The sequence below is a fragment of the Prevotella sp. Sow4_E9_plate genome (assembly GCF_052116205.1).
In the GTDB taxonomy this organism is placed as follows: domain Bacteria; phylum Bacteroidota; class Bacteroidia; order Bacteroidales; family Bacteroidaceae; genus Prevotella.
This window is the reverse complement of record NZ_JBQKLN010000013.1, coordinates 54,505-71,158: the sequence shown is the minus strand read 5'-3', so window position 1 is coordinate 71,158 and position 16,654 is coordinate 54,505. Positions and strand designations below refer to the sequence as shown.

Sequence of the window (16,654 nt, the reverse complement as noted above, 5' to 3'; positions counted from 1 at the left end):
GAGAAGAATCAAATAGGGTGATACTTTTTTGCTCTTTATGCGAAAATGTACCACAAAAACTGCTAAAATGTTAAGTGTACGATAAACACTGAAGGTTAACAAACCTTTCGTGTTTATCGTTATTTCTTAAAAAAAATAACCTTAGTAACGAAAAATACATAAATTAAGCAAAATAGTATCAGCTTTTTTCAAAAAAGAGTTGTACTTTTGCAGCCGTGATACTATTGCAACTGTTACCACTGAATGATATCTACTTACAATGTGTCACAAACAAAGAGCTAAAATAACAAAACTAACAAATTAAAATATTTTGACCTATGAACATGAATTCAACTTGAAAGTTAAAAATCGTTTCCCTGCAGCTGGTAGTTGTAAGGAAGCATAGAGAGTGGCTATTTACTAGTCAATCACAAAGATTTAATTCTATTAAACCTAGAAAGTACAATAAGATATGAATCTAAACTTAAGAAAATCAGTGCTGCTTGTTGGAGCGTTGGCATCCTTAGGCTTGAGTTACACAACTGAAGCTTTGGCAACATCTCCTAATCAGACTGTAAATGCTGTACAGCAAGCTAAGAAAGTTACCGGTAATGTAAGTGACGCAGAAGGTCCTATCATCGGTGCAAGTGTAGTAGAAAAGGGCAATCCTAACAATGGTACAGTTACCGACTTGGATGGTAACTTTACATTGAATGTGAAGCCGGGCGCTACTATTGTAGTTACCTATATTGGTTATCAGAAGCAGGAAATCGCTGTTGGTAACCAGTCTAGTTTCAAAATCACAATGAAGACAGACGACAAGACTCTCGATGAAGTTGTTGTCGTAGGTTATGGTGTGCAGAAGAAGAAGCTCGTTACCGGTGCAACTGTACAGGTAAAGGGTGATGATATCTCTAAGCTTAATACTACTCAGGCGCTGGGTGCTTTGCAGAGCCAGACTCCTGGTGTAAATATTCAGGCATCATCAGGTCAGCCAGGTGATGGCTTTAAGGTTATGATCCGTGGTGCAGGTACCAATGGAAATACCGCTCCTCTTTATGTAATTGATGGCGTTTCTGGTGGTGATATCAACAACTTGAATCCTGCTGATATTGAATCTATTGACGTATTGAAGGATGCTGCATCTTGTGCCATCTACGGTTCTGCTGCTGCCAATGGTGTTATCTTGGTAACTACTAAGCAGGGTAAGCAGGGTAAAATACAGGTTTCTTATGATGGTAATGTAGGATGGTCAAACGTATATCGTTTGCCACAGATGTTGACTGCCAAGCAGTATATGCAGGTAATGGATTTGGCTCGTTACAATAGTGGTGAACAGCCACGCGATTGGTCTCAGTATTTTAAGGGATACGAGGACTTGTATCAGTCATATCTTGATGGTTCTAATTCCGGAACAGATTGGATAGAGGCTATCCGCAATAAGAATGCGGTTACTACTAGTCATTCTTTGAATGTAACTGGTGGTAGTGAACGTAGTAAGTTCTCTATTGGTGCCGGTTATCAGTATCAGGACGGTGTTTTTGGTGGTCAGTATGCTAAGTCTGATTATCGCCGTTTCACTTTCCGTATCAATTCAGAGCATGTAGTTTATCGCAACAGTAAGGGACTTGACGTTATTAAGGTAGGTGAAAATGTATATTATAGCCACAAGCAGAATCAAGGTATCCAGATAGGTAATCAGTATAGCAATGCCATCTCTAACATGTTGCGTGCTAATCCATTGATTCCTATCTATAACAAGGAGGGTGGTTTCTTCGGTTACAATGACTTGAAGAGCACAGGTATGTTCAATTATACTTCTTATGCAAGTAACCCTATTGCTGCTCTTACTTATAGCCAGAGTGCAAACAACAAGAGCATGAACTTTGGATTGAACGTTGTTGGTTATATCGAGATTCAGCCTATCAAGGGATTGACCTATCGTGGACAGATTAACTATAGTCATAACTCAAATTCTTGGCGTTGCTATCTTCCTGTGTACAAGTTGAATGACCAGGGAGATCAGCGTACATCAGACCAGGCTACCAATAATGTAGGCCTCGGTTGGGGTTGGGGTACAACCAATACCTTGAATTACAAGTTTGATATCAACAAGAAGCATGACTTCGATATCCTCTTGGGTACAGAGTATGGTGAGAGCCGTCCTGATTTTGGCTATAGCCTGAATGCTACAGCTTCCAGCTCTATCTTCGGCGATTTGTCTCATGCATACATGACATTGATGAAGAACAACAAGGCTGCTACAGTTACAGGTTTGCCATATACCGATTCACGTGGTATGTCTTACTTCGGTCGTTTGAACTACAATTACGATGAGAAGTATATGTTCACAGCTATTATGCGTGCTGATGGTTCTTCAATGTTTGCTCCAGGTAAGCGTTGGGGATATTTCCCTTCATTCTCTGGTGGTTGGGTTGTTTCCAACGAAAAGTTTATGGAGCCTTTGGCTAAGTGGTTCGACTTCTTGAAGATTCGTGCTGGTTGGGGTCAGAATGGTAACAAGAATATTTCTGCATTCCAGTATGAGGCTGCGTTTGCTTATAACGAGTATAGCAATTATTCTTTCGGCAATACAAAGGATGATCCAGTTCGTGGTGCTGCTCTTACCCGTTTGGCTAACGATGAACTTACATGGGAAACATCTGAACAGCTTGACCTTGGTTTCGATGCCCGTTTCTTGAATAGCCGCTTAGGTTTGACTTTTGACTGGTATCGCAAGACTACCAAGGACCTTCTGTTGAATGTTCCTGTTTCTCCTACTACTGGTTTCAGCACTCAGATGAAGAATGCCGGTACCGTTCGCAATACCGGTGTTGAGGTTGCCTTGACTTGGAACGACAAGATAGGAAAGGACTTCAAATATAATGTGGGTTACAATATTGCATACAATAAGAATGAAGTAACCAAGGTAAATAGCTCACAGAAGTACAACTCTGGTGGTTCTGATTTGCTTGCTCAGGGTACTGGTTATATGGCTCGTTTCGAGGAAGGACATCCTATCGGCTACTTCTGGGGTTACAAGACAGCTGGTCCTATCCAGAATGAGCAGGAACTGAAGGAATATATCAGCACATTGAAGGATCAGGATCCTGCAAACTCTCATCAGGGTTCTGGTTTGAAGGTTGGTGATTTGCGCTTTGTAGACACAAATGGTGACGGTATTGTCAATGATGCTGATAAGACCGACTTGGGTAATCCTAACCCAGATGTAACAATGGGTATCACTTTGGGTGCTTCATATAAGGGCTTCGATATCAACGTTACTGGTTATGCTGCATTGGGTCAGCAGGTGGCTCGCTCTTACCGTAAGTTTACTGATGGTGAGTATGAGAACTATACTACAGAGGTATATAGTTATTGGAATGGCGAAGGTACATCTTATAAGTATCCACAGTTGGCAGCCATGAACCGTGGTGTGAACTGGCAGTCTATTTCTGACATTTATATTGAGGATGCTGGTTACTTCCGTTTGCAGAACCTGACAGTCGGTTACGACTTCAAGAACATCTGGAAGAATTGTCCATTCCAGCAGCTTCGTCTCTATTTTGCAGCTCAGAACCTTTTCACAATCACAGATTACAAGGGTATGGATCCTGAAAATGGTATGGCACTCAACGGCTCAGAACCTTGGGTTACTGGTGTTGATGTTGGTAACTATCCTCAACCACGTACCTTCATGGTTGGTGTAAATGTTAAGTTCTAATCTTATTAAATGAATAGCAATGAAAAAGATATTTATATTTGCAGTAGCCCTTGCAACCTTAGGATTGACCTCTTGCGATATCGACGACGTAAAGAATGTCGGCGAGATGTCAACAAGTGAGTTCCCTAAGACTGATGCAGATGCTGAGGCTATCTTAGCTGGTGTTTACCAGAACTTGAATACGATCAATGCGAATCCGCAGATGTCATTCTTATATAATGCTGCTCTAGCAAGTGATGACCAACTTGGTGGCGGTGGTACCAACGATAAGTTGATGCAGGCAGAAGATTTGCTTTGTAACTATAACGCTGATATGACGAATCAGTTCTATGCTGATCGTTATGCCGGTATTGCTCGTGCCAATAATACAATTAAGTATTTGGGGCTTTCCAGCAATATGTCTGAAGACACCAAGAATCAGGCTATTGGTGAGGCCAAGGCTCTTCGCGCCTATTACTATTATGAGTTGGCTTCTATGTATGGTAATGTGCCTTTGGTAACAGACCCGGATGCTGATTCTTCTTCTCAGGGGGATGTCAAGGTACTTTGGGGGCAGATTTTACAGGATCTCTATGAGGCTTATACTGCTATGCCTGATGTAAAGAAGGACAATGGCCGTTTGGATAAATATACCGTAGCTGCAATGCTGGGACGTGTATGGTTGTTCTATACTGGCTTCTATTGCAATGGTACAACGACCGCTGATTTGGTAAGTACCAATTACTCTCCTTTGACATCAGTAGAATTGCCTAATGGTACAACTCTAACAAAGGAGGATGTTGTGAAGGCTATTGATGATTGTGTGAACAATTCTGGATACGAACTGGTTCCTGATTTCCGCAATCTCTGGGCTTACTCTAACAGCAAGGTAGCTAAGGATTATCCATATGCAAAGGACAATAACCTGAAGTGGGTAGAGAATGACAATGCTGTAAATCCAGAGACTATGTTCGCTATCAAGTTCAATAAGTTCGCTTCTTGGAGTACTACCATTGGTTATGCTAATGGTTATGCTCTTCATTTTGGTGTTCGTGGTGGTCAGGATTATTCTAACACATTCCCATTCGGTCAAGGTTGGGGTGCTGGTCCTGTAGCTCCTAACTTGGTGAAGGATTGGAAGAATGCAGACTCTGAAAACAAGGATGTTCGTCTGAAGGCTACAGTCTGTGATGTTAATGACAAGGCTGAAATGCCTAATTATACCCGTGGTGGATGGGCTGACTTCGTTCAGGAGACTGATTACTATTCTAAGAAGTGGGCTCCTATCTGTGCAAAGAATGATGGTTCTTTTGTTGTCAAGAATGATGATGGTACAACTTCAACTCCTGCTTATGTTGCATGTTTCGAGACCTTGATGTACCCAGGCAATTGGGATACATCTGGTGAGAACAACTTCCAGTTGAGTAATATTCACGATTTGGTTTTGATTCGTTTTGCCGATGTGCTTTTGATGCAGAGTGAGTTGAAGGAAGATGTTACTGGTATGAATAAGGTACATGAGCGTGCTACTGGTGTTGCTAACTATTATTCTTCTTACTCTTTGAAGGATTTGCAGAACGAGCGTCGTTGGGAGTTTGCCTGTGAGGGTATCCGTTGGAATGATATCCGTCGTTGGCATATTGCTCAGGTGGCTTTGGCTAAGCAGGAAAATCAGGATGTTTACTATTGTGGTAATCCTGGAAAGAACACAGCTCATAATGGTGGTTATGCAGCTCGTTATAATGCTACTGCTGGTTTCCAGAAAATGCCTGAAACTCAGGTGGCTTTGGGTACGGTTAAGCAGAATGACGGTTGGACTGCTGCTGATGCAGAGTACACTGGTTGGTAATCAACAATGTCGAATCTTAAAAATGAATTACAATGAAAAAATCAATATTATTCATGGTAATGGCAGCTGGTTTGCTTACTGCTTGTGATCCTTCTAAGGATGATGTGAGCGTATCAGTCAGTAGCCTAACCTCACAACAATTGCAGGATGGTTTCTCTTTCACCCAGTATGGTGATGAGGAATATACTACTGAAGCACAGGATGGTAATTACTTCACCTTCTTTACTTCTCCTTCAAGAGTGGTTTCTATCTATCAGGTAGATGCTGAAGGCACAAAGAACATTCTTGTTTCTGGAGTTGCTAATGGTAAGTTTAAGATTGTTCCTAAGCGCGGTCATCCTACAGAACAGAAATTTTATATTGAGACTTTGAACTTCGATGGTTCTACGGTTACAGCTGAAAAAACAGCTAACGTATATGTTCCTTCAGAGTTGACTCCTGAGATGCGCTTGCTTGCAAGTGATGCTTATGGAAAGAAAATCTGGAAATGGGATACTGAATTCCGTTCAGATGGTGGTGCTTGGGGTAACTTAGGTTATGCTCCTGGTGATGGTGACTCTTTCTGCAATGATGGCAATGGTATCTGGTGGGGATGTCCTCCTGCAGATTTGACAGGTCAGTTGCAACATTCTGATACGGGTGTCGCTACTGGTGAGGAAGATCCTAATGCTTATATGGAATTCTATGATGATGGTAATATTATCACCTATGATGGTGGTGGAAACCAAATTCGAAAGGGTAAGTATTCCGTAGAAGGTTGGACTGGTCAGAGAGATAAGGCTTCTATTGATGGAAGTCAATCAAATTGGTCTTATGGTACATTGAAGACTACAGAAGGCGCAATCCTCTTCCCATTCAAGATTAATGGTGGTGGCGAGAAACCTACCAATTTTGAAATCATGCAGTTGGATGCCAATCACTTGAAGTTGATTTATGCAGCTCCTGGCGCTGCAGCCTGGGGTGAAGCCACATGGTGGGCATTCAAGAGTGGCTCTGATGCGGAGTCTGCTTTGAATGGCTTTGATACAAAGGCTTGGACTTGGGATACTGATTGGCGCGCAGATAAGGGTGCTTGGGGTAATTTAGGTTATGCTCCTGGCGATGGTGCCTCTTTCTGCAATGATGGCAATGGTATCTGGTGGGGATGTCCTCCTGCAGATTTGACAGGTCAGTTGCAACATTCTGATACGGGTGTCGCTACTGGTGAGGAAGATCCTAACGCTTATATGACATTCGATTGGAAAACAGCGACTGTTACATCTTTCGATGGCTCAGGCAAGCAGATTCGCCAAGGCAAGTATGAGATTCAGAATTGGGGTATGGGTGAGCGTACCATAGCTTCTGTTGATGGCTCTCAGACTAAGTGGGCATTGGGTAATCTCCATACAGATGCTGGTTCTATCCTCTTCCCATTCAAGATTAATGGTGGTGGCGAGAAACCTACCGATTTTGAAATTATGCAGTTGGATGCTAATCACTTGAAGCTGATTTATGCAGCTCCTGGCACAGCTGGCTGGGGTGAAGCAACCTGGTGGGCATTCAAGGCTAAGAAATAGAACATGAAAATAATCTGATTATAATATAAATAAGGTTAGGCCTCGGCTGTAGTGATACAGTCGGGGCTTTTTCGTGCTTCTCTCTTTTCTTGAAATATTCCTCTAAAAGTTTGGCAGTTAGGAATATTAATCGTATCTTTGCAGCGTACTTTTAAGGAACGAACTTTATGGCAGACAACACGATTGTATATAATCATGATGGACTGGAACTTCCTGTTTCTGATTGGATGCATGGTAGTCACTCTTTCTTGGAGTTGACTCATGTAATCCAATCGACTCATGATGCAGCACAAACCTGTGCAGTAAAGGCTATCAATAGAATGCAGACTATGCGTAACTGGCTCATTGGCTATTATATCGTGGAGTTTGAACAACATGGTAAGGATAGGGCGGAATATGGAGATCACCTTCTCAAGAGACTTGTGGAGAAAGTGAATAGGAAGGGATTAAACGTTACCCTCTTCCAAAATTCACGTAACTTTTATCTTTATTATCCCCAAATGATGGAAAATCTTTGGGTTAGAAAATCTTCTGATCAAATAATGCCTTTTGCCTCAATTTATCCGACACTGTCGGATAAATCTATGTTTGGCTCATTTGTGGAAAAAAGTCCGACAGTGTCGGATAAATTCCGAACCTCTGGTAGGTTGTTGATTTCACGGTTGTCGTTTTCTCACATTGTCGAAATAATGACGCAAAGCGACCCTCTTGCTCGCTATTTCTATGAGCAAGAGTGTATCAAGTGTACTTGGTCTGTTCGTGAATTGCGTCGACAGATTAGTACCAACCTTTATGTTCGTGCAGGAATAAGCACTAACCCTGAGAAAATGATGTCTTTGCCTACAATGAAAGGTCATGATTCTAATGCCTTGCAAATCAGAGAACCATTTACTTTTGAGTTCTTGGGATTGAAAGCGCAAGAGGTTGTTACTGAACACGACATAGAGGAAGCTCTGATTTCTCATTTGCAGGAATTCTTGTTGGAATTAGGAAAAGGCTTTTGCTTTGAGTCACGCCAGAAGAGAATCGTGATAGATGATGAGTATTACTATCCAGACTTGGTATTTTATAATAGAGTGTTGCATTGTAGTGTTATCTTAGAATTGAAAGACGAGGAATTCTCTCATGAGAATCTTGGTCAACTCAATGCGTATGTTTCGTATTATAAGGAAAATGAAATGCAGCCTGGGGATAATCCGCCAATAGGAATATTGCTTTGCACAAGAAAGGGTAAGAAAATGGTGGAATATGCGCTTGCCGGTATGGACAATCAATTGTTTGTTTCTACCTATATGCTCCAATTGCCAGATAAGAAGACTTTAGAGAATTTCTTGATGAAACAGTTGCAAGAGCAAGAAAATAAAGGTTTATAAATAAGGTTAGGCCTCGGCTGTAGTGATACAGTCGGGGCTTTTTTATACCTTTTAGTAAACAGAATTTGACCTTTTTTGCTTTTCTTCTGTACTTTCTTGTATAATTGCTGAAAAGATTTGGTGTTTACGAGTTTTTATTGTACTTTTGTATGCAGTAAAACAAGTACATTTATACGGGGTTACTTGTACAACCAGAAGCTTATACTTCCCCAACTCCATGACTCACACCGAACGGTGTAAGCGCATGCATCGGACGAAGTAAGAGCGTGCTGCGTTCGAAGTGAGCTCGTGCACCGTTCGATGCACGTCGCACAGTTCTAGGACTTGAAGCGTATGGCTTACGTACTTAACTGGCTATAACGTACTTGTATGAACAACTAACAATACTAAGCTATGGCAATAAAGTATGAAATCCATTCCATCCATAACTCGAAGGGCGAAGGTGGAGAACAGAAATTTGTCCGGTTGCGAGACCATGAACCGATGACCAGTAAGCAGATAGAAGAGCATATAGAGCAGGTCTGTTCGCTTACCAGAGCTGATGTGCAGGCTGTGATGACTGCGCTGCATGGGTTGATTGTGACCGAACTGTCGCAAGGTGCCCGCTTCTATCTTCCGCAAGTGGGCTATCTCTCCCTGTCTGTTACAACAGAGTTGCCGGAAGGCAAGACGATGGAAAAGGTGACAGGTAATGACATCCGTCTGCGTAATATAAACTTCAAGCCTACTGCCGAACTGCTGAATGAGGTTTCACGGCATGTCAAGTTTGAACGTTCCAAATTCACAACAAGGTCACGGCAATATACCGAAGAACAGTTGTGGAACAAGATGGTAAATTTCCTGAAAGAGAATGAATATATTTGCCGACGTGACATGGAATTCCATTTTTCCTTGCGCCAGCAGACTGCCTTGAAATGGTTGAAGCATTTTACGGAGAAAGGGCTTCTCGTTAAGAAGGGCGCAAGCAATGCTCCTATCTATTTCCTGGCTGAAAAAGAACTGAATAAATAAACAGATTAAACCTAAAGAGAACAATGAAAAAAATGATGTTATTGATGGTTATCGCTCTGATGACCGTTACGAGTATGGTAGTAATGGCAGGTTGCAAGTCTGCCGAAAAGGGAAATTGCCGTATCCATGGTACGATGGAGTCGAACCGTTGGGATGGCAAGAAGATTTTCCTTGTGCCTATGTTCGGACTGCAGGATGCTGCCCATGTAGACTCTGTTGTCATCAAGGACGGCAAGTTTGAATTTGTTGCCGATACTGTTGAGATGAAAGTGATTCGTATAGATTATCACTATCGTGATGGCGTGCAGGACTTGCTGGTTGTTTCTGAACCGGGCGACATCAAGGTTACGATTGGTGCCAACAGTATTTCCGGGGGAACTCCTCAGAACGATTCTCTCCAGGTATGGAAAGATCAGATCATGAAGTTTAACAGTGCCTACAACCAGCTTCGTATGCAGGCCCGTCAGGAAGGCTCTGACCAGTTGCTGATGACCAAGGGTAAGGAGATACAGAACCAGTTGAAGGAATATAACATCGCCTTCCTCAAGCGTCAGCCTGTCGGAGTGTTTAAGAATTTTCTTCAGACTATGTATCCTTCAGCAAAGTAAAATATTTGCTGTAGGGGATGTTGATAAATATGGGTACCCCGACTAATCTATTAAGTGCATGAAAAAGTTCATTTCTAGATATGGGAAAATGACTCTGGTCGCATTGTTCGGCTTATGCATCTTCCTTTTTTGGTATTGTGGTTATCCACAAGCCTTATGTTACCAAGAGCAGAACCAGCTCTTTCTTTGGTCTGCCGACTACTTTTGGCATGACCTGAGTGTGGCAGGTGGTTTGGCTGATTATATCAGCGAGTTCCTGGTACAGTTCTATTATGTTACTGTTTTGGGTGCTGCCATTCTGGCTTTTCTCTTCGTGGCTTTCCTGTCGCTTACCCATCAGGTAATCAGGAGTTATACAGCCAAGCCGTTGAAGTGGTATGGGATGCTCATAGCTCTTCTTCCTTCTATCCTGTTGCTGGAAGTGATGGGAGATATCGAAGTGCTCCTGTCTTTCCCGATAGCTCTGACCTTAGCCCTGCTGTCAACATGGCTCATGAATCTTGCTACCCGGAGATGGGGAGCAAGGATTGCGTGGGCAGATGTGCTTCTGATACCCATTCTGTTCTGGCTGATTGGAGGCGGTGCAACCTGGCTTTATGTCTTCCTCCGTCTGGCTTTTTTCCTGATGCAGGTGAAGAAAGGCAAGCTTCCTTCCGTTGCGATTGCCTATCCTTTGTCTATACTCTATCTCTGGGCTATACAGCTGGTTTGTTATAGTACCCTTCTGGTGCAATATCCATTGATGTCTGTGATGGCAGGTATCAACTATTATCGCGTGCCTATGCGGTATCCGGGTCAGAAATGGGGATATGACAAGGACCTCTATGCCTTGGTCAAACTGAACGAACAGGTGCGTAATGGGAAGTGGGAAGATATCATCCATGATGCGCAGGAGAATCAGGTGCAGGTGTTCTATACCAGCAACTGCGTGAATCTTGCCCTGGCTCAGACCCGTCAGCTTGCCGACCGCATGTTTTCTTTCTATCAGAGTGGGGAAGATGCCTTGCTGGCTCCCCGTTCCCGTGATAACATGTCGATGTATCCTACGATGGAAGCCTTTTGGCGTCTGGGTCTCGTGAACTCTTCTCTTCGCTATGCCAGCGATTTGCAGGCTTCCATCCTGAATGGAAAGATGAGTGGCAGATTGATGAAGCGCATTACCGAATGTCAGATTGTAAATGGCAAGTATGCCGTTGCCCGTAAGAATATCGATCTCTTGAAGCAGTCGCTCTTCTATCATGACTGGGCTGTGAAGATGGAGGCGATGCTGGGCAATGATACGGCTATCAGTCATGATCCTGATTTGGGAAGGGCTAGAAGAATGCGCTTCAAGACGGAAATGATCTATAGCTATGATGAGATTGACAAGATGATGGGACTGCTTTTCATCAACAATCCGGATAACAAAATGGCGCTCGACTACTTCATGGGGCAGATGCTGTTGAAGGGAGATATCCAGGGATTCATGCGTTATGGCAGTTGGGTACAGCAATATGGTGGCTATATGCAGATGCCTGTGGGTTATCAGGATGCCGTGAAGTGCATACAGAATCAGGGGAATGTACCGGGTTCGCCATACGCAGAATACGTGAAACGAATGATGAGTAAACAGAAAGGAGGCGAAGAATGAAAAAGATTATTTATACTTTGATGATAGTATGGATGGGGATGACCGCCTGTACTCCGTCGGTTGAGAATCCTACTATGGTGAACCGTAAGCCTAGCATCTATCCCGACTATATCGGGGTGACCATTCCGGCTGATATTGCTCCGATGAACTTCAATATCAAAGGTGATACCGTTGATGTGGTGGATGTCGTGGCAAAAGGAAGCAAGGGCGGAGAACTGCATGTCTGTGGTGAATGGGCTGACTTCGATGTGGAAGACTGGCATCAGCTTACTGAGCAGAACGTCGGTGGCAGCATCTCTTTTACCGTCTGTACACGTAAGGATGGTAAGTGGAAGCAATATCAGGATTTCCAGATGATGGTGAGTCCTTATCGGCTGGATGATTACGGTTTGACCTATCGCCGTATTGCTCCCGGCTACGAAGTGGGTGGCAACATCGGCATCTATCAGCGCGATATCCATACTTTTGATGAAACGGCTATCATGACTGAGACCGCCCTGCCGGGAAGATGTTTCAATTGCCATACTGCCAATCGTACAGATGCTCGGCAATTGACCTGCCAGATACGTGGCGAGGGTGGAGGTACCTTGATTATGAAGAATGGCAAGCAGCAATGGATTGATACCAAGACCGATTCTACCAAGGCTGCCGGAAGCTATGCCTACTGGCATCCGGAAGGCAACTATGTGGCTTATGCTGCCAATGCCGTGCACCAGTGTTTCTTCGTGGGAACTTACAAGCCAATAGAAGTTTATCACGACTTCAGCAACATCGTGGTACTGGATACACGTAACAATCAATTGGTAACAGACCAGAAACTGATGACTCCCGACTGGCTGGAGATATTCCCAGCTTTCAGTGCAGATGGCAATACCTTATATTATAGTACTTCGAAGGCTTGCCGTGTGCCGGCAGAGTATCTGAAAGTGAAGTGCTCGCTGGTAAGTATTCCTTTCGATCCCAGAACGGGGAAGTTTGGAGAAAAAGTGGATACGCTGCTGAATGGTCCGAAGACGAATATGAGTTACGTCTTGGCTCGTCCGTCGTATGATGGAAAATGGCTGATGTATACACGGTGCAGCAGAAGCAATTTTCCTATTGTGCAACCTGATGCAGATCTCTGGATGATGAACCTGAAGACTCGCCAGACCTATCCGCTGGCTGCGGTGAACAGTAAGATGAGCGAGAGCTATCACAACTGGAGTAGCAACTCGCATTGGTTTGTCTTTGTCAGTAAGCGAGGAAACGGAAACTATACCCGTCTCTACATTTCGAGTATTGATGATCAGGGTAAGGCAACTAAGCCATTCCTTCTTCCGCAGCGCAATCCGTGGAAATATTATCATGGGCTGTTTGATGCCTATAATGTACCGGATTTCACCAAGACCAAGGTGGAGCTGGATATGAAGGAAACCCGCAATCAGATCTTTTCGGATGAACGTCCGAAAGTGACGGTGAGAGAATAAACGAATAAAAATTTAGATTGGAGAATCATGAAGAATTTGATGATAAAATCTTGGAAACCGCTGTTGTCGCTGCTCTTCGGTGTGGCGGTAGTGATATTCTGGTCTGTTCCTTACATGAGTGGCTTGTGCTTTCAGGAACAGTATCAGATGTTTCTCTTTGATATCGGCTATTTCCTGGAGCGCATTGTGCTGCCGGGAGGATTGGCTGACTATATCAGTGAGTTTTTGGTACAGTTCTATTATATGCCTGTCTTGGGCGGTACCATCATCGCCCTGCTCTTGATGAGCATACAGGCTATCTCGTGGGGACTAATGAAGCAATATGGAATGAAAGCCGTTTTCCCGGGATATCTGTTGAGCTTTGTACCTAGTATTGTTTTATGGTGTGCCATGGGCGACCAGAATCTGTTGCTTTCTTTCGTTGTGGCACTGTCGGGCGCCTTGCTGATGGGCTGGATTCACAACCGGTTCCACAACCGGTTAGTGAAGGTGGTGTTCGAACTGGTGAGCACGGCATTGGTTTATTGGTTCCTGGGACCAGTGGTATTCCTTTATGCCGCCCTGATGATTGGAGATACGCTGATGAAAGGCAAGCAGAATGGACACATTCTTTCCAGTCTGGGTTATTCTGCCTGTCTGCTGATACTCACCGTAGCCTGGATATTGCTGACCACGCAATCGTTGCAGTATCCATTGTACCGTATCTTTAGCGGACTCAATTATTATCGCTATCCGGGTACGGTTTCTCCGTTGCCTTTGGGTGTGATGATATGGACCGTCGTAGTCGTTTTCTTTGGTATGGTTCCTGATGGACATGCCTGGATTAAGAAGCTGCAGCAATCCAAGGTGGTGATGGTTTTGGCGTATGTATTGGTGATTGTGGCTTCATGGTTCGGCATCAAGGCTTCTTTTGATGCAATGACCTACGACCTGATAGATTATGATTTCCTGGTTCGCACCGAACAATGGGATAAGATCATTGAGAAGGCTGAGAAGAAGCCGGCTACCACACCGCTGGGTGTATCGTGTGTGAATCTTGCCTTGAGCCAGAAAGGACAACTTGCTGACCGTCTTTTCGAGTTCTATCAGAATGGAGGCGAGGGTTTGTTCCCTACCTTTACCCGTGATATGATTTCACCGGTATCTACTGCAGAAATCTTCTTCCGTCTGGGAATGGTGAATGATGCCGAAAGGTATATGTTCGAGGCGCAGGAAGCGATACCGAATCATCGCAAGAGTGCCCGCTTGACCCGCAGGATTATAGAGTGCGAAATCATCAACGGCAACTATCAGGTAGCTGCCAAGCTGCTCCGCCGACTGCAGAAGACGCTCTTCTATAGCAACTGGGCTAACCAGATGATGGCGCTGCTGGGTAATGAGAAGGCTATCAACCGGCATCCTATCTATGGCAAGCTGCGCAAGTATCGTGAGAAGAAGCAGGACTTCCTCTTCAGCGACCGGGAGATGGACCAGATGCTGGGCTTGCTCTTCCTGAACGATAACCATAACAGGATGGCATACGAATATCTGATGTGCTACGAACTTCTGCAGCGTGATTTGGAGAAGTTCGTGCAGTATTATCCGCTGGGTAGATTCGTGGGTTATGACCATATTCCACGCTCCTTCCAGGAGATTCTCATCGGCAACTGGATGAAGACGCATAGCGATCCCCGTACCATCCCGTATAGTGTGGATGCACAGAACGTGAACAATACGCTCAACTTCATCCAGCTCTATATGCAGAATCCGAAGGATCCTCAGCTTTGTCAGCAGCCGTATGTATCCAATGCCTGGCACTATGTGATGGTGCAAGGGGCTGATGAGGCTGCCGGAAAGAAGGAGGGAATGAAAGAGGTTTATTAGAATGTAGAATGATAATACTGGAATGATATGAAAACGATAAAATCTTTATTGTGCTCTCTGTTGGTTGGAGTGGTGATGGCTTCGCTTAGTGCATGTTGTTACCCTCCGGCGTGGAAAGATGCCAAGGAAATCAATCAATTCCCTAAGATATTCCCCGATTATGTTGGGGTTACAGTTCCTGCCAATATTGCACCGCTCGATTTTAACATGGCGGACGAGGATATTGAGGATATGTATGTATGTGTGCAAGGTCCAAAAACCATAGAGGGGCTATATTCTTACGGCAAGAAGTATGCGGAGTTTGAGGTAGATGAATGGCATGATTTCTTGAAAAAGAACAAGGGTGAAAAACTCATAGTTTCTGTGTTTGTAGAGAAGAATGGCGAAAAATTGAAGTACAAGGACTTCAATATCTATGTAAGCCCCTACGAGTTAAAGGACTGGGGCTTGACTTATCGTCGTATTGCCCCTGGTTATGAGGTGTATGGCAAGTTGGGCATTTATCAGCGAAACTTGAGTAACTTTGAGGAAACGGCAATCCTAGAGAATACGGCAGCACCGGGTGCCTGTCTCAATTGTCATACGGCAAATAGAACCAATCCAGACCAGTTTACCTTCCATGTGCGTGGTGACCATGGTGCTACCTTGGTTTCGCAGAACGGCAAGCGGGAGTGGCTGAAGGCGAAGAATGATTCCCTGAAGGGTTCGATGGTTTATCCTTACTGGCATCCGTCGGGCAAGTATTGCGCCTATAGTACCAATACCACTCATCAGAGTTTCCATGCCGTGAAGGATGAACGCATCGAAGTCTTTGACCAAGCATCGGATGTCTTTGTCTATGAACCTGCAACCCATGAACTGATATTGGATCCTCTCCTGATGACGAAAGACCATTACGAGACTTATCCGGTATTCTCGCCTGATGGCAAGACGCTCTATTTCTGCTCTTCTACGGCAGAGCCTATCCCTAGCGGTTACAAGGATATCAAGTATAATATCTGCAAGATTGGTTTTGATGGGGCTACGGGTAAGTTTGGCAACAAGGTGGATACCATCTTCAATGCCCGTGAACTGGGCAAGAGTGCCACTCATCCTCGTCCTTCGTATGATGGCAGGTACATCATGTTTACGATGAGCGATTATGGCTGTTTCCCTATCTGGCATAAGGAAGCGGATAACTGGTTGCTGGATTTGAAGACAGGTCAGGCTAAGCCTATGACTGCTGCCAATAGTAAAAACACGGACAGCTGGCACAACTGGAGCAGGGATTCCCATTGGTTTGTCTTTACATCCCGCCGTGGTGACGGTCTCTATACCCGTCTTTATCTCGCCTGCATCGATGATAAGGGCAATGTAAGCAAGCCGTTCCTTTTGCCTCAGCGCAATCCGAAGAAGTACTACGACGAGTTGCTGGATTCCTATAATACCCCAGATTTCACATCCAAGCCTGTAGAACTGGATGCCCGTGCGGCAGGAAATGAAATCATGAGTGACAAGAGGATTCCGACGAAAATTAAGTGAAGAGTGAAGAACAAGGAAGTGAAGAGTGAAGAACGAAGAGTGAAGAATTCAAATGTATGTTTATAAAAAACGCTCCTGTTGCAATATGGTAACAG

At 44.1% G+C, this 16,654-nt stretch carries 10 protein-coding genes; all 10 read left to right on the top strand.

All coding sequences use genetic code 11. The annotated features are described in order from the left end of the window. Positions 1-451 precede the first annotated feature (451 nt). Positions 452-3,703, top strand: a complete 3,252-nt coding sequence (locus ACTQ53_RS07110) for a SusC/RagA family TonB-linked outer membrane protein (RefSeq protein WP_441932571.1) — start codon at positions 452-454, stop codon at positions 3,701-3,703. 19 nt (positions 3,704-3,722) lie between these two features. Beyond that, entirely contained in the window at positions 3,723-5,531 is a 1,809-nt protein-coding gene (locus ACTQ53_RS07105; RefSeq protein ID WP_441932570.1) for a RagB/SusD family nutrient uptake outer membrane protein, read from the top strand. 32 nt (positions 5,532-5,563) lie between these two features. Next, positions 5,564-7,087 carry a hypothetical protein gene (locus tag ACTQ53_RS07100; protein WP_441932569.1) on the top strand — a complete coding sequence of 508 codons (1,524 nt, stop codon included), beginning with the start codon at positions 5,564-5,566 and terminating at the stop codon, positions 7,085-7,087. Between the two features lie 167 nt (positions 7,088-7,254). Further along, positions 7,255-8,460: a PDDEXK nuclease domain-containing protein gene (locus ACTQ53_RS07095; RefSeq protein ID WP_441932568.1), complete on the top strand. Its 1,206-nt coding sequence runs from the start codon at positions 7,255-7,257 to the stop codon at positions 8,458-8,460. Between the two features lie 393 nt (positions 8,461-8,853). Next, positions 8,854-9,471: an HU family DNA-binding protein gene (locus ACTQ53_RS07090; RefSeq protein WP_264950898.1), complete on the top strand. Its 618-nt coding sequence runs from the start codon at positions 8,854-8,856 to the stop codon at positions 9,469-9,471. A 23-nt stretch (positions 9,472-9,494) separates the two neighbouring features. Further along, entirely contained in the window at positions 9,495-10,079 is a 585-nt protein-coding gene (locus ACTQ53_RS07085; protein ID WP_294969286.1) for a DUF4369 domain-containing protein, read from the top strand. 58 nt (positions 10,080-10,137) lie between these two features. After that, a complete protein-coding gene (locus tag ACTQ53_RS07080; RefSeq protein WP_294969283.1) occupies positions 10,138-11,709 on the top strand; it encodes a DUF6057 family protein in 1,572 nt (523 codons plus the stop codon). Then, a complete protein-coding gene (locus ACTQ53_RS07075) occupies positions 11,706-13,175 on the top strand; it encodes a hypothetical protein (protein ID WP_294969279.1) in 1,470 nt (489 codons plus the stop codon). The genes ACTQ53_RS07080 and ACTQ53_RS07075 overlap by 4 nt, the downstream gene beginning before the upstream one ends. Before the next feature lie 27 nt (positions 13,176-13,202). Further along, positions 13,203-15,038, top strand: a complete 1,836-nt coding sequence (locus ACTQ53_RS07070; RefSeq protein ID WP_441932567.1) for a DUF6057 family protein — start codon at positions 13,203-13,205, stop codon at positions 15,036-15,038. 27 nt (positions 15,039-15,065) lie between these two features. Continuing rightward, positions 15,066-16,559: a hypothetical protein gene (locus ACTQ53_RS07065; RefSeq protein WP_294969273.1), complete on the top strand. Its 1,494-nt coding sequence runs from the start codon at positions 15,066-15,068 to the stop codon at positions 16,557-16,559. Positions 16,560-16,654 lie beyond the last annotated feature (95 nt).